19 protein-coding genes and 2 pseudogenes are annotated in these 21,465 nt (G+C 51.0%); 7 read left to right on the top strand and 14 right to left on the bottom strand.

Annotated elements, in window-relative coordinates:
• Positions 1 to 4: 4 nt before the first annotated feature.
• From invA to invF, 4 genes are read right to left on the bottom strand one after another with little or no spacing between them, the layout of a single operon-like run.
• On the bottom strand, positions 5 to 2,062 hold the full coding sequence (gene invA, locus OLG56_RS04715) for a type III secretion system export apparatus protein InvA (RefSeq protein ID WP_000927219.1): 2,058 nt from the start codon (positions 2,060 to 2,062) through the stop codon (positions 5 to 7).
• 24 nt (positions 2,063 to 2,086) lie between these two features.
• Positions 2,087 to 3,205, bottom strand: coding sequence for a type III secretion system gatekeeper InvE (invE, locus tag OLG56_RS04710; RefSeq protein WP_000612171.1), 1,119 nt, complete (start codon positions 3,203 to 3,205; stop codon positions 2,087 to 2,089).
• Positions 3,202 to 4,890: a type III secretion system outer membrane ring protein InvG gene (invG, locus tag OLG56_RS04705; protein ID WP_000848099.1), complete on the bottom strand. Its 1,689-nt coding sequence runs from the start codon at positions 4,888 to 4,890 to the stop codon at positions 3,202 to 3,204. The genes invE and invG overlap by 4 nt, the downstream gene beginning before the upstream one ends.
• A complete protein-coding gene (invF, locus tag OLG56_RS04700) occupies positions 4,887 to 5,537 on the bottom strand; it encodes a type III secretion system transcriptional activator InvF (RefSeq protein ID WP_001747511.1) in 651 nt (216 codons plus the stop codon). The genes invG and invF overlap by 4 nt, the downstream gene beginning before the upstream one ends.
• A 456-nt stretch (positions 5,538 to 5,993) precedes the next feature.
• Here invF and invH point away from each other — a divergent pair, with 456 nt between their 5' ends.
• The 4 genes and pseudogenes from invH to OLG56_RS04680 all read left to right on the top strand — a co-directional run.
• Entirely contained in the window at positions 5,994 to 6,437 is a 444-nt protein-coding gene (gene invH, locus OLG56_RS04695) for an SPI-1 type III secretion system invasion lipoprotein InvH (RefSeq protein WP_061377571.1), read from the top strand.
• Positions 6,438 to 6,868: 431 nt separating this feature from the next.
• Positions 6,869 to 7,318, top strand: a complete 450-nt coding sequence (locus tag OLG56_RS04690) for an STM2901 family protein (protein WP_061377572.1) — start codon at positions 6,869 to 6,871, stop codon at positions 7,316 to 7,318.
• Positions 7,303 to 7,650 (top strand): DUF1493 family protein, encoded by a 348-nt coding sequence (locus tag OLG56_RS04685; RefSeq protein ID WP_077948848.1) that lies wholly within the window; start codon positions 7,303 to 7,305, stop codon positions 7,648 to 7,650. The genes OLG56_RS04690 and OLG56_RS04685 overlap by 16 nt, the downstream gene beginning before the upstream one ends.
• 49 nt (positions 7,651 to 7,699) lie before the next feature.
• Positions 7,700 to 7,792: pseudogene (locus OLG56_RS04680) on the top strand (GNAT family N-acetyltransferase); the annotation flags it as partial.
• 72 nt (positions 7,793 to 7,864) lie between these two features.
• On the opposite strand, the pseudogene OLG56_RS04675 reads toward OLG56_RS04680, so the two are convergent.
• A pseudogene (locus OLG56_RS04675) lies at positions 7,865 to 8,295 on the bottom strand (transposase); the annotation flags it as partial.
• A gap of 223 nt (positions 8,296 to 8,518) precedes the next feature.
• Between OLG56_RS04675 and pphB the strand changes: the two are divergent.
• Positions 8,519 to 9,175, top strand: a complete 657-nt coding sequence (gene pphB / locus OLG56_RS04670) for a protein-serine/threonine phosphatase (protein WP_023262722.1) — start codon at positions 8,519 to 8,521, stop codon at positions 9,173 to 9,175.
• Positions 9,176 to 9,346: 171 nt separating this feature from the next.
• Here pphB and OLG56_RS04665 read toward each other — a convergent pair whose 3' ends face one another.
• Positions 9,347 to 9,868: a hypothetical protein gene (locus tag OLG56_RS04665; RefSeq protein ID WP_061377574.1), complete on the bottom strand. Its 522-nt coding sequence runs from the start codon at positions 9,866 to 9,868 to the stop codon at positions 9,347 to 9,349.
• A 158-nt stretch (positions 9,869 to 10,026) separates the two neighbouring features.
• Here OLG56_RS04665 and mutS point away from each other — a divergent pair, with 158 nt between their 5' ends.
• Positions 10,027 to 12,594 carry a DNA mismatch repair protein MutS gene (mutS, locus tag OLG56_RS04660; protein WP_001005807.1) on the top strand — a complete coding sequence of 856 codons (2,568 nt, stop codon included), beginning with the start codon at positions 10,027 to 10,029 and terminating at the stop codon, positions 12,592 to 12,594.
• A gap of 55 nt (positions 12,595 to 12,649) precedes the next feature.
• On the opposite strand, the gene OLG56_RS04655 is transcribed toward mutS, so the two are convergent.
• Positions 12,650 to 13,030, bottom strand: coding sequence for a DUF4440 domain-containing protein (locus OLG56_RS04655; protein ID WP_001070459.1), 381 nt, complete (start codon positions 13,028 to 13,030; stop codon positions 12,650 to 12,652).
• Complete coding sequence (locus OLG56_RS04650) at positions 13,027 to 14,235, bottom strand: MFS transporter (RefSeq protein WP_061377575.1); 1,209 nt, start codon at positions 14,233 to 14,235, stop codon at positions 13,027 to 13,029. The genes OLG56_RS04655 and OLG56_RS04650 overlap by 4 nt, the downstream gene beginning before the upstream one ends.
• A gap of 87 nt (positions 14,236 to 14,322) precedes the next feature.
• On the opposite strand from OLG56_RS04650, the gene OLG56_RS04645 reads away from it, so the two are divergent.
• A complete protein-coding gene (locus tag OLG56_RS04645) occupies positions 14,323 to 15,255 on the top strand; it encodes a LysR family transcriptional regulator (protein WP_072275020.1) in 933 nt (310 codons plus the stop codon).
• 41 nt (positions 15,256 to 15,296) lie between these two features.
• Here the strand turns inward: OLG56_RS04645 and OLG56_RS04640 are convergent, their stop codons facing one another.
• The 6 genes from OLG56_RS04640 to ltnD are packed head-to-tail and all read right to left on the bottom strand — an operon-like array spanning position 15,297 to position 21,375.
• Positions 15,297 to 16,793, bottom strand: a complete 1,497-nt coding sequence (locus tag OLG56_RS04640) for a GntP family permease (protein ID WP_000202719.1) — start codon at positions 16,791 to 16,793, stop codon at positions 15,297 to 15,299.
• The gene (gene denD, locus OLG56_RS04635) at positions 16,790 to 17,740 is read right to left on the bottom strand and encodes a D-erythronate dehydrogenase (RefSeq protein ID WP_001165727.1); all 951 of its coding nucleotides are present in this window, start codon (positions 17,738 to 17,740) and stop codon (positions 16,790 to 16,792) included. Before denD ends, OLG56_RS04640 begins: the two co-directional genes overlap by 4 nt.
• 39 nt (positions 17,741 to 17,779) lie before the next feature.
• The gene (locus OLG56_RS04630) at positions 17,780 to 18,556 is read right to left on the bottom strand and encodes an HPr family phosphocarrier protein (protein ID WP_061377577.1); all 777 of its coding nucleotides are present in this window, start codon (positions 18,554 to 18,556) and stop codon (positions 17,780 to 17,782) included.
• 4 nt (positions 18,557 to 18,560) lie between these two features.
• A complete protein-coding gene (gene otnC / locus OLG56_RS04625) occupies positions 18,561 to 19,199 on the bottom strand; it encodes a 3-oxo-tetronate 4-phosphate decarboxylase (RefSeq protein ID WP_000209068.1) in 639 nt (212 codons plus the stop codon).
• Positions 19,196 to 20,458: a 3-oxo-tetronate kinase gene (otnK, locus tag OLG56_RS04620; protein WP_061377578.1), complete on the bottom strand. Its 1,263-nt coding sequence runs from the start codon at positions 20,456 to 20,458 to the stop codon at positions 19,196 to 19,198. Before otnK ends, otnC begins: the two co-directional genes overlap by 4 nt.
• Positions 20,452 to 21,375 carry an L-threonate dehydrogenase gene (ltnD, locus tag OLG56_RS04615; protein ID WP_000206958.1) on the bottom strand — a complete coding sequence of 308 codons (924 nt, stop codon included), beginning with the start codon at positions 21,373 to 21,375 and terminating at the stop codon, positions 20,452 to 20,454. Before ltnD ends, otnK begins: the two co-directional genes overlap by 7 nt.
• Positions 21,376 to 21,465 lie beyond the last annotated feature (90 nt).

The following is a 21,465-nucleotide window of genomic DNA, read 5'->3' as shown; positions in this document are numbered from 1 at the left end:
GCCCTTATATTGTTTTTATAACATTCACTGACTTGCTATCTGCTATCTCACCGAAAGATAAAACCTCCAGATCCGGAAAACGACCTTCAATCATTTTCTTAATAAATCGACGGACATCGACAGACGTAAGGAGGACAAGATCTTTATGTGCAATCAATAAATCATCCAACTTAAGTGTAATGAGATCCATCAAATTAGCGGAGGCTTCCGGGTCAAGGCTGAGGAAGGTACTGCCAGAGGTCTGACGGATCCCTTTGCGAATAACATCCTCAACTTCAGCAGATACCATTACTGCTCGTAATTCGCCGCCATTGGCGAATTTATGGCAAATATAACGCGCCATTGCTCCACGAATATGCTCCACAAGGTTAATGACATCTTTTTCTCTTGGCGCCCACAAGGCGAGCGCTTCCATAATTAATTTCATATTACGCACGGAAACACGTTCGCTTAACAAACGCTGCAAAACTTCAGATATACGTTGTACCGTGGCATGTCTGAGCACTTCTTTAAGTAAATCAGGAAATTTCGCTTCCAGTTGGTCCAGCATATGTTTTGTTTCCTGAATACCGAAATATTCATTGACGTTGCGCGCCAGCGTCACCGCCAGACAGTGGTAAAGCTCATCAAGCGCGTTCCGCAACACATAGCCAAGCTCCCGGAGTTTCTCCCCCTCTTCATGCGTTACCCAGAAATACTGACTGCTACCTTGCTGATGGATTGTTGGATTAATGCCAAAGGACACGACTTCATCGGAATAATTTACCACTCGCATCAAATCAAAATAGACCGTAAATTGTTCAACACGGATCTCATTAATCAACAATACGATGCTGTTATCGTCCAGACCCTCGCCATCGCGTAACAATACTTCCGGCAGGCGCACGCCATAATCAATAAAGAACTGACTACGTAGACGCTCCGCAAGTTGAGCTTTTTCCAGATCTTCACGCCGGCTCTTCGGCACAAGTAATATCAACGGTACGGTTTCTGTAGAGACTTTATCGAGATCGCCAATCAGTCCTAACGACGACCCTTCTTTTTCCTCAATACTGAGCGGCTGCTCGCCTTTGCTGGTTTTAGGTTTGGCGGCGCTACGTTTTGCTTCACGGAATTTAAAATAGAAGAGTACGCTTAAAACCACCGATAAAATAACAAATACCGGCAGCGGGAATCCCGGCAGAGTTCCCATTGAAATGGTCAAAATAGCCGTAACAACCAATACAAATGGGTTGTTCAACAGCTGCGTCATGATATTCCGCCCCATATTATCGCTATCGCCATTTACGCGAGTCACGATAAAACCGGCACTAATCGCAATCAACAATGCGGGGATCTGGGCGACAAGACCATCACCAATGGTCAGCATGGTATAAGTAGACAGGGCGGAGGACAAATCCATACCATGGCGGGTCATCCCCACCGAAATACCGCCAATAAAGTTCACAAAGATAATAATGATGCCGGCAATAGCGTCACCTTTGATAAACTTCATCGCACCGTCAAAGGAACCGTAAAGCTGGCTTTCCCTTTCCAGTACGCTTCGCCGTTCGCGCGCGGCATCCGCATCAATAATACCGGCCTTCAAATCGGCATCAATACTCATCTGTTTACCGGGCATACCATCCAGAGAAAATCGGGCCGCGACTTCCGCGACGCGTTCTGAACCTTTGGTAATAACGATAAACTGGACCACGGTGACAATAGAGAAGACAACAAAACCCACCGCCAGGCTATCGCCAATAACGAATTGCCCGAACGTGGCGATAATTTCACCGGCATCGGCTTCAATCAAGATAAGACGGCTGGTACTGATCGATAATGCCAGACGAAAGAGCGTGGTAATTAACAGTACCGCAGGAAACGTTGAAAAACTGAGGATTCTGTCAATGTAGAACGACCCCATAAACACCAATATCGCCAGTACGATATTCAGTGCGATCAGGAAATCAACCAGATAGGTAGGTAATGGAATGACGAACATAGAAATGATCATCACCATTAGTACCAGAATCAGTAATTCAGGTCGTAAACGAGCACTGTTAAGTAGAGAAAGCAGCACTATAGGTATCCTGTTAATATTAAATTAAGACAGCTTTTCAATAGTACGACGCTGTTCTGCCATTTCATGCTTGTAGGCAATATCGGTCATACTACGTAACGCCATTAACAATTCTTCCTGCCAATATTCTTCATAAAAGAGTGAAGAGGGTATGGCTTTACATACTTGATAAAATATCTGCAAAAAGGATGCATGTTCTTTATGACTAAGCAATAACGCATTCAAACCTATAATATCGGCTAACAGCGAATCCACTTCATGTGGCTGTTGCAATAGTGAAAGCATCAGTAGTAGCCACGACGACTCCTCCGCATTAAACGCTTTGGTAAACGAATACGACAACAATGTACTCACAAACAGTAGGTCAGCGGAGCGCAACATTTTAAGTTGCGTCAGGCGTCGTAAAAGCTGGCCAAACTCCAGACGCGAACAGCTGGCGTCATTCGCGTCAATATCGGTTAATAGCGAACCCTCGATAAAATCCAGTACCACCAGTCGACGTTGATAGCCATAACTGGCTATCCAGTCAGAGTAAATCTCCACTTCATGTGATTCACTCTGGATAAATTGCCGATAGCTGGCGCGCAATAAGCCTGGTTTTAACGATAATGTTTTCCCAAAAAGCCGGGCCTTCAACGCACAATTAATCCCTGCCTTGAGGGTCTTCGGATCGGTTTGCTCTTCAACGTGCTTAAGTAACGACTCCAGCTTTTTCCGCACGATCTCTTCCAGATCTTTACGACGAAGCAATTCGCGTAACACAAGGACTAAATCACTGGGGTCAGGAAATAAGCTACGCGCCTGACGTAAAAAATCTTCTAACGCGCCGCCATGTACGCTAATTAGCTTTAATATTTGCTTCGCCTTCGGTAAAGCCTCATCCTCCAGCACGCGTTCAAAACTATTAGATAAATTACTGGATTTTTTTTCATAATCGCGACGGTTACGAAATTGCGCCAGCGCCGCTGACATTTCGTCCGTCGACTGGACAAATTTTTGTACTTCCGCCCCTGGAGACGAATCCTCTGCGGCCTGTTGTATTTCCGCCTGTTGCGCATCAGTATGCTGGGTCGCATCCTGGTGAGATGTCTGCCGGGACAATATTCTGGAAAATGAAATACCGGAGGTTGAGCCAGGAATCATTTAATTGCCTCCTGACCTCTATCCAGATAAACACGAACCCATTTCTGTAACTTATCGTCCCCACTCCAGGCACCGCTTTGCTTCAGAATATTGTTTACCGATTCGCTGGCATCCGGCGTTAACGGGTCGACAATTTCTTTTGGTTCAATCATGAATACACGAACAACATTACTTTTATTCTTACTGGAATAACGGAACAGGCTACCAATAAGCGGTAATTTGCCTAAAAACGGAATACTTTGGACAGTATCGGTATTTGCATCCCGTGTATAACCACCGACCAGCAAACTTTTTCCGTGCGGAACTCTCGCAATAGTGCTAATTAACGTTCGCCCGACTTCGGGTAACGCATCTACGGAGGTGGTAGTATCGGATTGCGGCGTCTTATCGTTGCCATCTTCAATGTCCAGCGACATTTCTATCTGACCATCTGCGGAAAAACGGGGCAGCACTCGGATCATTGTTCCGTATGTTACATGCTCAAGCGCCACATTACGTTCCCCAATCAGCTTGGTGTAAAACGTTCTGTTGTTATCAAAAATAGCGGGAACATTTTCCTGAGTCAGTAATACCGGGCGCGAAACCACTGTCGCCTGTTTCTTCTCTTCTAACGCATTTACCGCGGCGATGAATCGACTGCCATCGAGGGTACTTATTGAAGCCTGGTTTAATGACACGCCAAGTTTGTCCCCAATAGTAATGCTGCCGCTCCATGAAGTGCCCAAACGCTCCAGATCGCTTTTATTAAGATCGACAATCCACAGGGATAATTCTACGTGACGTTTGGCGACATCCAGCGCTTTAACCAGCATTTCGATAAAATGCACCTGCTCAGCCGTTCCCTTTACTAACAAACTGTTGGTATCCGGATAGGCCACGATTTTAATATTGCCCGCCGCGGCATTTTGCTTTAAAGCTTCCTGCAGACTCATGCCACCGGCATAATTTGCTGCTTTACCTTTCTCTCCATTCGCTGAAAACGCTGGCATCGCCGGGGGTTCGCTACTGACAATATTACCTAAGGGTTGCTCTTCTCCCTGCAATAACCTTTCAATGGCCGTGGCAATACCGGGGATAACCATTTTCTGATCGCGCAGATTGTAGGTACGATCGCCCACGAAGGTATTGTTCAGACGCATCACCCCTATTTTCTGACGTCCCAGCTCAATACCATCGTTTTGCTTGTCCATCATGGTGGCGGCGTTGACCACCATATCAACATAGACGGGTGGCCCTGAAACATAGAATGTTCCTTTACGGTTATCGCCACGTAGCGGGTAATTTTTGTTATATAAACCTGAGCGTTTTAGAAAATTGTTGAACTCATTGAGTGAGACGTTGCGTAAAGAAACCACGGCATTGCGCATTTCACTGGCGTCATAAATATAGATAGCCTGCCCATCGAAATACCAAATCAGCCCCAGTTGTAGGGAAAGCTTCTCCAGTAATGCGTTAGGATCGTGAAACTCAAAGTTGCCCGTAATTTTTTTTCGTGCCGCCATTTTGCTAACAATGACAGGCTCCTTTAGCTGTAGCGCCATGGCATCGAAAAATGTCCGCAGGCTATCGTCTTTCGCAACAAACCCACTTCCCGTTACAGGTATTTTTTCACTAGAATAACCAGGTGCAACCAGAACAAGCGCGGCACATGCCAGCACTCTGGCCAAAAGAATATGTGTCTTCATTTGTCTGCCAATTGAATAATATTTGATAATTTCCGCGGCGAAACGCCGATCAGCTCTTTGATCTCACTAGAAAAATGTGAAGGCGATGAGTAACCATGATTAACGGCTAATTGGGTGATGTTCTCGTGGCCTTCTACACTATTCAGCAGCGATTGCGCCATACGCCAGTTTCGTAATTCACTCTTCGCTTTTCCGCCCAACGCTCTGCTGCACAAACGACGAAAATGGGTATAAGAAACGCCATAGTCTTCTCCCAGCATTCTCATCGTGTTGCCGCTGGTTGACTGAGCGAGTAAATAGCCAACCAACCAGTAACTCTCGCTTTTTCGTAACAGCGCCAGTACCTTATTGAAGGCCGGAGAAGGCGTAATAATTTGCTGCAAAAACCAGTACTCGCAGCGTTTACGATCTTGCCAAATAGCGCGAAACTCAGGACTCAGCAAAACCCATTTATCGGATTCAGCATATGTCGTGTCCACTAATCCTGCGCCATCGATAAATGCCAGTAATTTGCTGAGTACTTCAATTTTTAACGGTCGAAAAACCACGTCTCCTGATACTGGTGCGACAACAGCCTGCTCGCAAAAAAGCAGCGCGCCTTCCTGAATCAGGCAGTTTTCATTGTGTCGGCCTTCAGAAAATGACATATGCAGCTTTTGCGCGGAACACGTCTGTATAAACCATGCTTCCGGGCTGCGGATTTTCCGCTTCTCTCCTTCTTTAAGTACTTCCTGCGTATTTAGCATAGTTGTCAGCACCAGTTAAAAATCATTTTAATATGTAAACAATACCGGGAGCGGGTGGCAAAATCCTGATGCAATCATTATGAAACTGATGCCACCCGCTAATTAAATTGGCCCACTTGCACAGCGCTTGATAATTTAAAATAGAAAATCAGCTCATAGTGTATAAATTCTGGCTTATTATTCTGCAGCAGCAAAAAATCAAATATTGTCATCGGGATGAAGAATTAATTATTTATATCAGGAGTTTTTTTTGCTAGCATTCCTGAAACGCATTCGCCCCCTTATAACTATTGTCAGATAACGTTCTGACGGTTGTGTAAAAACATTGTGCCTCATTCTTCTGTAGTTGGAGTTAATATGAAAAAATTTTATAGCTGTCTTCCTGTCTTTTTACTGATTGGCTGTGCCCAGGTGCCCCTCCCTTCCTCCGTGAGCAAACCTGTACCGCAACCTGGCGCTCAGAAAGAGCAACAGGCCAACGCAAATAGTATTGATGAGTGTCAGTCTCTTCCGTATGTGCCGTCAGACCTTGCGAAGAATAAATCATTATCAAACCAGACCGCTGATAATTCCGCATCAAAAAATAGCGCAATCAGCTCAAGCATTTTTTGCGAAAAATATAAACAAACCAAAGAACAGGCGCTCACTTTCTTCCAGGAGCATCCACAATACATGCGTTCGAAAGAAGATGAAGAACAACTCATGACCGAATTTAAAAAAGTTCTGCTTGAACCCGGAAGTAAGAATTTAAGCATATATCAGACGCTACTTGCTGCCCATGAAAGACTGCAAGCCTTATAAGGCCATATCACCTTTGGCTGAACTCATCATGATATAATTAAGACCATATTTTGCATTGCCACTTAATATCAATATAATTATTATAGCTATGGTCACTTTTACGGTTGGCCATTTGTCTCTTACGTTGCATTTATCAATCTGCTTTTTGATACAGCAGCACCTCGCTGCTGCTTTTTTTATTTGCGATAAAGAACGGCCTCCCAGACTTGGGAGAATAGCCGAAACTTATACTGACAAACTATCGTCTCGTATATCGCGATAAACTGACATCCCCCTCTTGCCCCACATGTTGGCATTCTTACGATACCCCATCTACTTTTCGCGGATAACGTTCTTTTTACCTGTGACAGCGTATTGACTACCAGGCTAGTATAGCGGCAGAAACGTCCCGATGTCTGGAATGAATGGCAAACAGTCTATAAGGTGATTGAATGGATACGACAGAAGAACTAAACGGAACCTACTTCTACCACGGACAATCGAACCTGTCAGCAGGTGAACTATTTGATGTAATTTTCCTTGAGCAATTTTGTGATGAACCTGGGATTGGCATTGAGTCAGGTGCTGCTATCCTCGCCGGGCAACCGTGGTTAAAAACCAGAACGAAACCGGGAGAGGCAATCAAAGGGACAAGTGTTATCTCCAGGTATGGGAGAATGCTTTTACGAAATGCACAAACTCCTTTCGGTATTAGAGTTCCTACACCCGTTGGTATAAGAATGCGAAAAACAAATAATCTTGCCGCAGTCATAGCACGATATGTTCCATGGTTAGGTTGGGTTGGTCTTGTGAATTCAATTTACCAGGTATCAAGGAGAACTCAGGCAAAATACAACCTAATAGCACGCCCTAAAGATCGTATACAATGGATATCCTTTTGATGGACACAATTCAGCAAGAGGTGTTAACACTCTTCCATGAAGAGATTCCCGGATATTTAGACAGCAATTGGAAAGAAATCCCTTTAGAACTTGATTCTGATTTATTTGAAGCTCCAGGCGATGACCTGCATGAAGCTTTGGATAAATTTGAAAAAAAATTTAATGTAGATTTATCACAAGTTAAATGGTCGTGTTATTTTCCTTGGGAGAATACTCCACTGCTTACACGATGGTTTAAATTAAAACGGGAAGATGTAGAACGAACTCGTACACCTTTAACAATCAGAATGTTTTCTGAGTCAGCGAAAGCTGGGAAATGGCTTTATGATTAGTGAAAAATATGTCGAATTAATCAGGAGTTAATTACTATGAATTTTGTTATTTGGCGCAGTATCATTAAACGATCAACCCCTTTCCTTGTTGCTGTCGTTTAAAACGCTTTATGCTACTTTATCTGCATCTGGTAGGTTATGACAACATGAGGCTTTGTTGAATAATTCAGAATCGGCCAACGATAAGGATACAGGACTCCCACCGGAGCACTCGTTATACGAGCCTGACGCTGGTCGGCATTGCCAACAACGTCATCCAGTTCAGCGCCTTGAGCATCGCCATCGCTTCACCCACCTGCGCGTCATAGTTCCGCAGACTCAGATAGCCGCCCAGCAAGGTTTTAATACGAAACATCGCTGTTTCCACTACTGAACGACGGTGATAGCCCACTTTCTTTTCCAGACCTCATTGCTGCCGCTCCGATGTTGATTCGCCACCGCGTGGTTACGCTCATGGTACTACTTGTCCGGCCAGTATCGCGCACCGCTTCGTGGCGGGATTAGCGGCCTGATTTTTTTCCTCAATAACACATCATGGCAATAGCGCGTGTCATAAGCGCCGTCAGCCGAGGCTTCCCTGATTTTACAGTGAGTCTGGCTAATCAGCCCCGGCAGTGCCTGCGTATCCGTCGTGCCGCTGAGCGAGAAAGTATGCCTTTGCAATTAATCAGTAAAGTGTTGCGCGAGAAATCGTGCATCTTTCAAGCACATCGTCTACTTTAATTAACCGATTCATAAAATATATATTCTCTGTTCATTTCTAGCTTGTAGGCTATTTTAATAACTGTGTATTTTAAAGAATAAAAATTAATATCACCCTACTTCTTTGTTATAATACCAGCCTCCAAAATTGTGCTATAGGAACATCATGGAATTAATTCGTTATGCTGACATCAACAGCGATCTCTATCGCCACATTTGGGTCGTTGGTGATATTCATGGATGTTACTCCTTATTGTTAACCAGACTGGCTCAATTAAATTTCTCTCCTGATACCGATCTCTTGATCTCCACTGGAGATAACATTGATCGAGGAAAAGAAAACCTTGAAACACTGAGACTGTTAAATACCTCATGGTTTATTTCTGTAGTGGGTAATCATGAAGCTATGGCGCTTGACGCTTTTGAAACACAGGATGGCAATTTCTGGTATGTAAACGGTGGTTACTGGTACGACTCGGTCACCGAAAAAGACAGGCAAGAAGCCACTGAGCTATTACTAACTTTTAAGCAGCGTCCTCACATCATAGAGGTTGAAACGTCCTCAAAGAAGTACGTGATTGCCCATGCCGATTATCCAGATGACAGCTACGATTATGGGAAGCAAGTTGATATTGATGGCGTTCTATGGTCACGCGATCGTCTGCTTGGTTCGTTACAGGGGAATATCCATCCAATACGCGGTGCGGATACTTTCATCTTCGGCCATATGATTGTTGACTACACAACAACATTCGCCAATCAAATCTACATTGACACAGGTTCTTTCTGTTCAGGCAATCTGTCTTTTTTTAAAATAAAGTAATCTGGAAATAGAATTATATAATATCAACCCTCCCTGCATTATGGGCAATGATATAGCCTTCAATAAGTACCATTGCCCATTCGTAATAGCGTCTAAATTTCGCGTTTTTCTGCCCATTTCAGCATTAAGATCGCAGGCCAAAAAAACGAAGCCGTAATCCGACGCAGGTAGTTACTCGATCGCCTGAGACGAGTAAAGATCGCACAGCTCCAGATACCTAACGGAAGAAAGCGCAATAACCGTGGTGGCGAAATGGATCGGCTTGCCTTCATGCAACACAATCTTGATTACAGTCTCGAGTTTGGAAGCATCCGCTCCCCTCTTAATTTTGTTGGGATTTCTCTTTGTTGCGAGCATGGTCTGAACTAATTGCCTGGCTACTTGCCTTGTTTCACCAATATTTGGAAAATCGAACACATTTCCAACTTTTACTTTCAAGACAGAACTTGGCTTCCTACCCTCACTGACATTACGATCTGACGAGGCTACTCTTCGCTGGATTACGTAGGTTTTTTTCGTCAAACTGGCTTTTACCCCGAAACCAGCAGGAGCTTCTCTGTGGTCATCGAAAACAGTGTAGAGTTTTTGAGCTGGGTTAGCTTCGAAAACGATTTTTCCAGAGCGACTGAGTGCAGGCTTAACATTGATACTTAACTTGTTGATAATAAAAGGCTGGCTGAGAGTTGTTTTCAAAGTATCACCCCTGTTGTAGTCCAGGAATGATGAGAATGTAACCTGTCACATTTTAGGCTACAGGTGAGTTACAAATTTATGGGTTTATGTGAGTTTATAAGGGTTTTACCTGGGGCCACATGAGCACTTGAAAGAATAAAAAAACGAGTAAAATCAATATGAATGAGTCATTTGATAAGGACTTCTCCAACCACACCCCCATGATGCAGCAGTATCTCAAGCTGAAAGCCCAGCATCCGGAGATCCTGCTCTTTTATCGTATGGGAGACTTTTACGAGCTGTTTTATGACGACGCAAAGCGTGCGTCGCAGTTGCTCGATATTTCGCTGACCAAACGCGGCGCATCGGCTGGCGAACCTATCCCTATGGCGGGTATCCCGCACCACGCCGTAGAAAACTACCTCGCGAAACTGGTCAATCAGGGCGAATCCGTCGCTATTTGCGAACAGATTGGCGATCCGGCCACCAGCAAAGGTCCCGTTGAACGTAAGGTCGTGCGTATCGTTACGCCTGGCACCATCAGCGATGAAGCCCTGTTACAGGAGCGTCAGGATAACCTGCTGGCGGCTATCTGGCAGGATGGTAAGGGCTACGGTTACGCCACGCTGGATATCAGCTCCGGGCGCTTTCGTCTGAGCGAACCCGCCGACCGTGAAACGATGGCCGCAGAGCTGCAGCGCACCAATCCCGCCGAACTGTTGTATGCCGAAGATTTTGCTGAAATGGCGTTAATAGAGGGACGCCGGGGTCTGCGCCGTCGCCCGTTGTGGGAGTTTGAGATTGATACCGCCCGCCAGCAGTTAAATCTGCAATTCGGTACGCGGGATCTGGTCGGTTTCGGCGTCGAAAATGCCTCGCGTGGATTATGTGCGGCAGGCTGCCTGTTACAGTACGTAAAAGATACCCAGCGCACCTCCCTGCCGCATATTCGTTCCATTACGATGGAACGCCAGCAGGACAGCATCATTATGGATGCCGCCACCCGCCGCAATCTGGAAATTACCCAGAACCTGGCCGGCGGCGTCGAAAATACCCTCGCCGCGGTGCTTGACTGTACCGTGACGCCAATGGGTAGCCGAATGCTTAAACGCTGGCTGCATATGCCGGTACGAAATACCGACATATTGCGTGAACGCCAGCAGACCATCGGCGCCTTGCAGGACACCGTCAGCGAACTGCAACCGGTGCTGCGTCAGGTCGGCGATCTGGAGCGTATCCTTGCGCGTCTGGCGCTGCGCACCGCGCGTCCGCGCGATCTCGCCCGAATGCGTCACGCCTTCCAGCAACTGCCAGAATTGCACGCTCAGCTTGAAACCGTTGACAGCGCGCCGGTACAGGCGTTGCGTAAAAAAATGGGCGATTTCGCCGAGCTGCGCGACCTCCTGGAACGCGCCATTATTGACGCGCCGCCGGTACTGGTCCGCGACGGCGGCGTTATTGCGCCCGGCTACCATGAAGAGCTGGACGAATGGCGCGCGCTGGCGGACGGCGCCACCGATTATCTCGATCGTCTGGAAATTCGCGAACGCGAGCGTACCGGGCTGGATACGCTGAAAGTCGGCTATAACGCGGTACATGGTTATTACATTCAGATTAGCCGTGGTCAAAGCCATCTGGCGCCCATCAATTATGTGCGTCGCCAGACGCTGAAAAATGCCGAACGCTACATTATTCCTGAGCTAAAAGAGTACGAAGATAAAGTTCTGACCTCGAAAGGCAAAGCGCTGGCGCTGGAAAAACAGCTATATGACGAATTGTTTGATCTGCTGTTGCCGCATCTGGCCGATTTACAGCAGAGCGCCAACGCGCTGGCGGAGCTGGATGTGCTGGTTAACCTGGCCGAACGCGCCTGGACGCTGAATTACACCTGCCCGACATTTACCGATAAACCCGGTATCCGTATTACCGAAGGTCGCCATCCGGTGGTTGAACAGGTACTGAATGAGCCGTTTATTGCTAACCCGCTCAACCTGTCGCCGCAACGACGGATGTTGATCATTACCGGCCCCAATATGGGCGGTAAAAGTACCTATATGCGACAAACGGCATTGATCGCCCTGCTGGCCTATATCGGCAGTTACGTTCCGGCGCAAAACGTGGAAATCGGCCCCATCGACCGTATTTTTACCCGCGTCGGCGCAGCGGACGACCTGGCTTCCGGGCGTTCGACCTTTATGGTGGAGATGACCGAAACCGCGAACATTCTGCATAATGCCACGGAAAACAGTCTGGTATTGATGGATGAAATCGGGCGCGGTACCTCCACGTATGACGGGCTGTCGTTGGCCTGGGCCTGCGCGGAGAATCTCGCGAATAAGATTAAAGCGTTAACGCTGTTCGCTACCCACTACTTCGAGCTAACCCAATTACCGGAGAAAATGGAAGGCGTGGCGAACGTCCACCTGGATGCGCTGGAACACGGCGATACTATCGCGTTTATGCACAGCGTGCAGGACGGCGCGGCAAGTAAGAGCTATGGCCTGGCGGTCGCGGCGCTTGCGGGCGTCCCTAAAGAAGTCATCAAACGCGCGCGCCAAAAACTCCGCGAGCTGGAAAGCATCTCGCCCAATGCGGCGGCAACGCAGGTGGACGGCACGCAAATGTCGTTGCTTGCGGCCCCGGAGGAGACATCGCCTGCCGTTGAAGCGCTGGAGAATCTCGATCCGGACTCCCTGACGCCACGCCAGGCGCTGGAGTGGATCTATCGGCTGAAAAGTCTGGTGTAAACGTGTCGGGCCCGATAGCGCCGCGTTATCGGGCCCACGCGCCAGCACAGGCTTTTCAGGCTGTGACTGTCGTTTCGTGTAAATGACGCCAGACTATCCGTCCTCTTTCCCTTTTTAAAATGACCGTCGACCAGCGTACCGTCTCGGCCTGGCCCGGTAGTTGCTGGCGCTCACGATAACGCAGCGCGGCGCCTTCCGGCCACTCCGCCACAAGGTCAATGTGCTCAACCACGATAACCAGACCCGGGCGACACCCGCGCTGCGCCTGGAAAAAAGCGCCCAGCGCCGGATAATCCAGACAAACACCGCCTGGCGTTATCATCGTAAAATCAGCAGCGAAACGCGCTATCAACGCCTCCAGGCTACCCATCCCCTTACTAAGCCAGTTCTCAATCGCCGCATGGGCGTGAATAATTTCATCTTTATATGGATTCATGATCTTTCCTTTTTCAGGCACAGAAGCGCCTGTCTATTGTTTAGACAGACAGCGTAAATAAGGGGCAGCAGGGTGATACCGGCGGCGGCAATAAAGGTCCAGCGATAAGCAACCTCAAGCGACATAACGCGCTGGAGCGCGTTTAACAGCAGCGTCAACAGCGTCGCGCCAAGGAAAAAGCTGAGCTGACGATTAAGATTCCATAGTGCGCTGGCGTCAGGCATGTCCCGGCAAGCAATAGTCAGGAAAGCGCCACTCTGCGCGGTACTGCTGCACAAACTGCCGCCAGCGCCCATTAAGGCGAATATCATCATCAGTACACGGTGCGATGTCGCAGGCGTAACGTTAGTTAAAAGCAGTATCCCTGCGGCCTGAAGAAGACAGCCGACGATAATCAGCGGACGCGGCCCAAGCCGATTGAAGTAACGTCCGGTAAGCATAATGGCGACAAATGAAGCGATCGACCAGGGGAGCATCAGCGACCCCGCCGCCGCAGGCGATAACTGCGCGACGTTCTGTAGATAAAACATCCCGACCACGCTGATACCAATGAACATACCCGGCACACACAGATAGACGATCATGGCAAAACGCAGCAGCTTGTCCATCAACAACGGCAGATGGAGCAATCTTGCTGACGCCATTGTCGTCGGCGCGGCGTTCAGCCAACGATAAGCGAGCAATAAAGTGAGAACGGCCACCGGCAGCGTGGCAAAGAATATCCAGCGCCAGCCGCACGTTTCCACCAGCAGCCCGCCAATCGCAGGCGAACATGCCGGCGCCAGTAGCGCCACCATCATGACAACCGATGACACGCCAGCGCGTTCATGCGGTTTAAACTGTTGCCAGGTTAACGCCTGACCAACCGGGATCAATAAGCCACCGCCCGCCCCCTGCACAATACGCCAGAAAACAAGGCTGTGTAATGAATCGGCAAAACCTGCGGCAGCGGCGGCAACGCTAAACAGAATGAGCGAAAATATGATCAGCCGTCGTGCGCCGAGATAACGCGAAAGAAACGCGCTAAACGGAACGATCAGCGTTAATCCTGCGATATAACCGTTACTCACCCATGCCAGCGCCGATATGGACGTATGCAGATCCACGGACATCGCAGGAAAAGCCACGCTGGCAATAAACAGATTAATCAGATCAAGAAAGAAGCCGAGCAGGTAAACCACTGCCACTTTACTGCGATACGTCATTATGCATCCTCCGTCAGAGGCGCTAATGTAGCCGTCCGGAGAAAGCCAGATAAGTCCGCGCTTCAACGATATACTGTCAAAATAATTTTGACAGTAAAGGAGCTCGCCATGCTCAATTTGCAGCGTATGTCGCTGTTTATCGCCGTGGTAGATAGCGGCAGCTTCACGGCGGCGGCGGCCGCATCGGGCCAAACAAAAGCGGTAGTGAGTTTTAATATTCGGCAGCTTGAAAAAGAGCTTGGCGTAACGTTACTGCTACGTTCCACCCGACGACTGACGCTCACAGACGCCGGCATCCTCTTTTACCAAAAAGGCGTGAATTTACTCAACACCGCGAAAAATTTGCAGGATGAAGTGCGTGCCAGCCATAGTGGGCTGGGCGGCGAGTTACGTATTACCACTACGCCCGAGTTTGGCGAACAGGTGGTCATTCCGGTACTGGCGCAGTTTAGTCAGCGCCATCCCGATCTCCGTATTCGACATATGTCCTCATCACATCATGCCGATTTAATTGCCGAGCGCTTTGATGTGGCGATTCGGCTTGGCTCGCTGGCGGACTCCCGCTATCGCGCCGCGCTGATATCCCGCTTTACCATTCTGCCGGTCGCCGCGCCGCAGTGGCTCGCCCGCCACCCCGTGTCGTCACTGGAGTCGTTGGCCCAGGCGCAATGGATTATTCATGAGCGATTACCTACGCCGCTACGGTGGACAGTAACGAATAATCATGGCCAACACTCACGTCTGGAGATAAGCAAAGCCGGCAAAATTTCTGTCGACAGCGCGCGCGCGCTGATGGCCTTCGCTCTCGCGGGAAGCGGCGTCGCATTACTGCCGCAATGGTTAGTCAACACCGCACTGGAGGATGGAACGTTAATTCACGTGTTACCCGACTATCATTTTCCCCGTCAGGGCATTTATGCCGTTTACCCCGACGCCCGCCATGTATCGACAAAAGTACGCGCATTTATTGATTTTTTACGTTCGCAATGGGATTGCGGGGAGCACGCCCCATCATCGTAGCCAGTCCGGGAGCATTGCGCTCCCGGACGGATAATACCGTCTTAATCCTTAACTACCAGCTTGTCTTTGATCCCCTGCGCCTGCCAACGCACCCACAGCATAATTGCCGCCAGAACGACGATCGGCAGTAACGGATCGAGCCAACTGCCGCCGGAACCAAACAGCAGGTTAATCAGCGCCACGCCGGTGCCGCCAATCGCCCAGGCAATGGTCGTCGGTACAGACCAAACCACCATCTGCTGTTTGACATCAGAGACGCCCATCATGCGGTTAACCACCCAGAACAGGCTATCGTTGAAGTAGCCGAAGAACAGCGACCCCATCGTTGCGGCCTGAGCGGCAAGCAACATATTGATGCCGGGGATCTGCGCCAGGATCGGCGCGGAAATCGAGGCGGCAGTGATCATCGCCACCGTCCCCGATCCCTGAATCAGGCGTACCAACGTCGCCACGATAAACGGGATCAGGATCGGCGAGATCGGCAGGTTGGCAACCTGCTCCGCTAGCTGTTGCCCCGCGCCGCTATCGCGCAGGATCGCGCCCAACGCGCCGCCAGCGCCCGTGACCAGTAAGATAATCCCGGCGCTTTGCAAGCCCTCTTCCAGACGCTCTGCGGTGGTATGTTTATCCATACGCGGCACCAGCGTATACACCGCCAGCAGAACGCTGATGGCCAACGCGATCACTGGACTTCCTACAAAGTTGATTGCCTGTACCACCGGATGCGTCGCCAGGCCGGACCATCCTTCTATGGTGGCGAGGGTGGAACAGATAGCCTTCAGGAAGATCAGCACGATCGGCACCACAATAGGCAGCAGAGAGAGCGTCAGGCTCGGCAGATCCTTTTGCTCTTTCTCTTTATTGTACTGCTCCAGCGCGGCATTGACTTCATCGGCGTTCAGCGTGCGCGGCACGAAATCAGGGTAGCGCTTATCCAGCCACTGCGCATAGAACACAATGCCGATCACACAGGGCACCGCCAGCGCCATCCCGGTCAATAACATTGCGCCGATGTCGACGTTAAAAATTCCGGCTACCCCCAGCGGACCGGGCGTGGGAGGTACCGTATGGTGAGTGACCACCAGCCCGCCCGCCAGCGCGACGCCCAGCGTCAGTAGCGAACGCTTACCGCTTTTCGCCAGCGCTTTCGCCACAGGATAAAGAATGACAAAAGCGGAATCGACGAAAATGGGGATGCTGACAATATAACCCGTGATCGCCAGCGCCCACTCTTCACGGCGTTTCCCCAGCCATTTGATAAAGCTCCAGGCGATACGCTCCGCCGCGCCGGAAACCTCCAGCAAGCGCCCCATCATTACGCCGAGACCAATCACCAGGCCAATGCTGCCCAGCGTCGTACCGAATCCGCTGGTGATGACAGAGAGCGTTTTATCAATGCCCATTCCCCCCAACAGACCGGCGATGCAGGCCGCCGCCAGCATCGCGATCAGCGCATGAACACGGGTGCGTAACACCAGCCATACCAGCACGAAAACGGCAACGATCAGGCCGATAATTGGGGTCGGTAAACTTGTCATGACCTCCCCTCCATATCATCTTGTCGAAAGCGTTCGATAATGTCATCGAAACGTTTATCGGCGACAAAACCTAACGCCAGCGCACGCTGGTTATCGATACGTCCCGGCCAGGAGGCGACAATTTTCTCGACACCTTCGTCGCGCTGATGCGTAACCCGATCGCGCGCCGCCTGGCCGCCCGCCTGACGCAACGTTTCCAGCATCTCGCCCACGGTTACGCTGATCCCCGGTAAGTTGATGCTGCTCGCCTCGCCAGGCGCGGGTAACGTTGCGGCCAGCGACAGGTTATGGATCACCGTCGCCGGGCTGGAAATCCACAGCCGCAAACTTTCCGACACCGGGCAGATGGTCGTCTCGCCCTGCAACGGTTCACGAATAATCGCACTGACAAAAGAAGAAGCGGCGCGGTTTGGTTTACCCGGGCGAACACAGATCGTCGGCAAACGCAGCGCCAGCCCATCCACATAGCCTTTGCGGGTATAATCGTTGACCAACAGTTCACAGGCGGCCTTCTGCGCGCCATAAGACGAGCGCGGCGTGAGCGCGGTGGTATCGGTGACGCATTCCGGCAGCGTACCGCCATAAACGGCAAGCGAGCTGGAGAAGACAAAACGAATTTTCTGCGGTTGCCGACGACACGCCTCAAGTAACTGGCGGGTAAGATCCAGGTTAACTTTCCATCCCAGATCGAAATCGTCTTCCGCATGGCTGCTGACAATCGCAGCGAGATGATAAACAACAGAGGTATTAGCGGTAATCACATTCTCCAGCACGCCCGGCTGGGTTAAGTCAGCCTCCAGACAGCGTAAACGAGGGGAATCTGATAACCGTGCAGGCATTTTTAAATCAACAAGAAGCAGTTCGTTAAACGCCAGCGATGAGTTTAATAAGGCGCTTGCGAGTTTCTGGCCTAAAAAGCCGCCCCCGCCGGTAATGATAATCTGCATCCGGATGTCCTCTTTATTGTTGTGTAGGGTAGTTCAGGGTTAGCGCCAGGCGTTAAACCAGCCAAGCCCGTCCTGAGTGGTATTCCGTGGTTGGTATTCGCAGCCTATCCAGCCGCGATAACCTACGTCATCGAACAGCCGGAACAGCCACGGGTAGTTGATCTCGCCATCATCCGGTTCATGTCTGTCCGGTAGCGAGGCGATTTGTACATGGGCATAGCGGCCCGCGTACTCGCGAATCAGGTGACTCAAATTGCCATCCACTTTTTGCGCGTGGAAAGTGTCGAGTTGGATGAACACATTCGGACGGTCAACCTCTTCTGCGATGCCCAGCGCCTGATATTGGCTGGAAAAGAGGTAGCAGGGTTTAACGCCGGGACTCAGCGCTTCGATCAAAATACGTTTATCGTGGGCGGCAAACCGGTCGGCGGCATAACGCAAATTATCGATAAACGTGGCGCGATAACGTGCGCCATCAGCGCCATCCGGCACTACGCCCGCCATGATGTGAACCTGCTCACATTCCAGCGCCAGAGCGTATTCCAGAGCCAGATCGATATCGGCGCGCGCGTCGTGTTCGCGCCCCGGTAGCGCGGCGCGTCCCCACTCGCCCGCCGCGGTATCGCCCGCCGAAGTATTAAACAGCGCCAGCGTCAGATCATGACGCGATAGCTGGGCTTTAATCTCGCTGGCAGCAAAGCCGTAGGGGAACAAAAACTCAACGGCCTGAAAACCGGCTTCGGCAGCGGCGGCAAAACGCTCGATAAACGGCACTTCGGTAAACATCATCGACAAATTGGCGGCAAAACGCGGCATCGGGTTATCTCCTTAACTGCGCAATTTCTTCGGTGGTTAAATAACGAATCGGGCGTTCGCCAAGGATAAAAATCAGCTTTGCCGTCTCTTCCAGCTCCTCGGTATTATTAGCGGCTTCCTGCAAATTCTCCCCGCACACGACCGGCCCATGATTAGCCAGTAAAAAGGCCTGATGCCGGGCCGCCAGCGCAGCCAAATCGCGGGCAATTCGGTCATCCCCCGGGCGATAGTAGGGAACCAGCGGAATGTCTCCCATCCGCATCACCACATAGGGGGTAAACGGGCGAATCACATTTTGCGGGTCCAGCCCTTCGAGACAGGAAAGCGCCGTTGACCAGGTGCTGTGCAGATGTACCACGGCCTTGCAGCAAGGGTTATTGCGATACAATGCCAGATGAAAACGCACCTCTTTAGACGGTTTATCGCCACTGAGCCATTCGCCCTGCGGGTCCACTTTGGATAGCCGCTGCGGGTCGAGATTACCCAGACACGAACCGGTGGGCGTCGCCAGAATATTGCCGTCCGGCAGTAACAGCGAGAGGTTGCCTGCCGAGCCGGTGGCATAGCCGCGCTGGAAAAACGAGGCGGCTATCCTGACCATCTCTTCTCGCAAAGCGTGCTCTTCTTTTGCCAGTGTCGTCATATCTGAAACTCCCTTTGAGCGCGGATGAAAAAGGATTCATCGCCAAAATTGCCTGACTTTAGCGCCAGTGAGACTGGCGCATGGAGCGCGTTGACCCACGGCACGCCGGGTGAAATGCACGGTCCAATGTGAAAACCGGTAATACCGAGGCTTTGCGTCACCACGCCCGAGGTTTCGCCGCCCGCCACGATAAACCGGGTGATACCGCCTTCCGCTAAGCGAGCGGCCAGCAGGGAAAAGAGCGCCTCTACCGCATGGCTGGCTTCGGTAGCGCCATATTGCTGCTGGATGGCGGCCAGCGCCTGCGTGGAGGCGGTGGCGCTAATCATTGGCGCCAGTTCGCTGTCCTGACTGAGCACCCACTGCGCCAGCGCTTCGACGTAGGCCTCGCGCGTCTCGGATGACAGGCAGCGCGCCACGTCAACGTCGCGTGTGGGAGCATGTTGTCGATAGAAGGCCACCTGCTGATTCGTCATTTGCGAACAGGAACCGGAAAGCACCACCGCACGACCGCTCAGCGGATAGCCTGCGGAACGGGCCTGAGAAACGCCGTGCTTCGCCCACTGACGCGCCAGCCCCATTGCCAGCCCGGAACCGCCAGTCACCAGCGGGGCATCACGCAAAACCTCGCCCTGAATTTCCAGGTGCCGCTCATTGAGCGCGTCAAGTACCGCGTAGCGATATCCTTCCTGCTGTAAACGCGACAGCGCCGCACGGGTCGCGGCAACGCCTTCATCAAGCGTCTGAGCCGGAATAACGCCGCAGCGCCCTTGCGCCTGCGCTTCCATCAGACGCGGCAGGTAGCTGTCGGTCATCGGATTGATAGGGTGGTGGCGCATACCGGACTCCGCCAGCAAGTGGTTCATGACAAACAGATAGCCCTGATAAACCGTGCGTCCGTTAACCGGCAGCGCGGGAGAAATCACGGTAAATGAGGTATCCAGCGCCACCATCAGCGCATCGGTGACCGGGCCGATATTGCCTTCAGCGGTACTATCGAAAGTCGAGCAATATTTGAAATAGACTTGCTGGCAGCCCTGTTTTTTCAGCCATACCAGCGCCGCCAGCGATTGTTTTATCGCCTCTTGCGCCGGGCATGAGCGGGTTTTCAGGCTGATAACCACCGCGTCGCACCCTTCCGGTTGCGTCCCGGTTGGGACATCATTGATCTGCACTGTCGGCATCCCGTTTTCGACCAGAAAACTGGCGATGTCGGTCGCGCCGGTAAAATCATCGGCAATGACGCCAATTTTTAACATGACGGCTCCTCAGGCGTGACGCCAGGCAGAGTAATCCCTGAGAAAATTTTGATCACAGCGCTGTCATCCTCTTTGCCATAACCGGCGTTACTGGCGCTGGTGAACATATTTAACGCCGTAGAGGCCAGCGGTAAGGGGAAGCGCAACGCTTTCGCCGTGTCGGCAACCAGCCCCAAATCTTTGACAAAAATGTCGACGGCCGAACGCGGGGTATAGTCGCCATCAACGACATGCTGCATACGGTTTTCGAACATCCAGGAGTTTCCGGCGGCATGGGTCACGACGTCATACATCACGTCCAGAGGAATACCGGCCCGCGCGGCCAGCGCCATCGCTTCGGCCGCCGCCGCAATATGCACGCCAGCCAGCAGTTGATGAATGATTTTGACGGTTGAGCCTGCGCCCGGCGTATCGCTGATGCGATAAACGTTGCTGGCAACGGCGTCCAGCACAGGCTTCAGGCGGGTAAACGCCGCCTCGCTCCCGGAGGCCATCACCGTCATTTCGCCCTGCGCCGCTTTTACCGCGCCGCCGGAAACCGGCGCATCCAGCATATTAAGATTCAATGCCGTCAACGCCGCGGCGATCTCTTGCGCGTCGGCGCTTGAGATCGTAGACGAAACCATCACCGCGCTTCCGGGTTTCATCAGATGGGCGACGCCATCCTCACCGAATAACACCTGTCTGACCTGGGCGGCATTGACGACCAGAATGACTAACGCATCCACGACGCCGGCGAACTCCCTGGCGCTGGCGGCAGCCCCACAAGCCCCTTCAGCGAGAAGATTCGCGCACGCTTGCGGGTTAAGATCGGCCCCCCATGTGGAAAGCCCGGCGCGCAGGCATGAACGCGCAGCGCCCATTCCCATTGAGCCAAGCCCCACAATGCCGACATGAAAATCAGTTCCTGTTGTCATTATCACTCCATGTTAATTTACGTGATATTATGTTTTGTTATGTGAATATAGGCGTTTTTGTAAACAATTGCGGTGAGTTGTTTCACAAAA

This window comes from Salmonella sp. 2018103 (assembly GCF_026247685.1).
GTDB lineage: Bacteria > Pseudomonadota > Gammaproteobacteria > Enterobacterales > Enterobacteriaceae > Salmonella > Salmonella enterica.
This window is presented reverse-complemented; position numbering and strand designations above follow the sequence as displayed.

Excerpts from the sequence above, each read along its gene's own strand:
- mutS (WP_001005807.1), top strand. The coding sequence starts at position 10,027 with ATGAATGAGTCATTTGATAAGGACTTCTCCAACCACACCCCCATGATG.
- ltnD (WP_000206958.1), bottom strand. The coding sequence starts at position 21,375 with ATGACAACAGGAACTGATTTTCATGTCGGCATTGTGGGGCTTGGCTCA.
- pphB (WP_023262722.1), top strand. The coding sequence starts at position 8,519 with ATGGAATTAATTCGTTATGCTGACATCAACAGCGATCTCTATCGCCAC.
- OLG56_RS04640 (WP_000202719.1), bottom strand. The coding sequence starts at position 16,793 with ATGACAAGTTTACCGACCCCAATTATCGGCCTGATCGTTGCCGTTTTC.
- denD (WP_001165727.1), bottom strand. The coding sequence starts at position 17,740 with ATGCAGATTATCATTACCGGCGGGGGCGGCTTTTTAGGCCAGAAACTC.
- otnK (WP_061377578.1), bottom strand. The coding sequence starts at position 20,458 with ATGTTAAAAATTGGCGTCATTGCCGATGATTTTACCGGCGCGACCGAC.
- OLG56_RS04630 (WP_061377577.1), bottom strand. The coding sequence starts at position 18,556 with ATGCCGCGTTTTGCCGCCAATTTGTCGATGATGTTTACCGAAGTGCCG.
- OLG56_RS04690 (WP_061377572.1), top strand. The coding sequence starts at position 6,869 with ATGGATACGACAGAAGAACTAAACGGAACCTACTTCTACCACGGACAA.
- invG (WP_000848099.1), bottom strand. The coding sequence starts at position 4,890 with ATGAAGACACATATTCTTTTGGCCAGAGTGCTGGCATGTGCCGCGCTT.
- OLG56_RS04685 (WP_077948848.1), top strand. The coding sequence starts at position 7,303 with ATGGATATCCTTTTGATGGACACAATTCAGCAAGAGGTGTTAACACTC.
- invE (WP_000612171.1), bottom strand. The coding sequence starts at position 3,205 with ATGATTCCTGGCTCAACCTCCGGTATTTCATTTTCCAGAATATTGTCC.
- OLG56_RS04650 (WP_061377575.1), bottom strand. The coding sequence starts at position 14,235 with ATGACGTATCGCAGTAAAGTGGCAGTGGTTTACCTGCTCGGCTTCTTT.
- otnC (WP_000209068.1), bottom strand. The coding sequence starts at position 19,199 with ATGACGACACTGGCAAAAGAAGAGCACGCTTTGCGAGAAGAGATGGTC.
- invH (WP_061377571.1), top strand. The coding sequence starts at position 5,994 with ATGAAAAAATTTTATAGCTGTCTTCCTGTCTTTTTACTGATTGGCTGT.
- OLG56_RS04655 (WP_001070459.1), bottom strand. The coding sequence starts at position 13,030 with ATGAATCCATATAAAGATGAAATTATTCACGCCCATGCGGCGATTGAG.
- invF (WP_001747511.1), bottom strand. The coding sequence starts at position 5,537 with ATGTCATTTTCTGAAGGCCGACACAATGAAAACTGCCTGATTCAGGAA.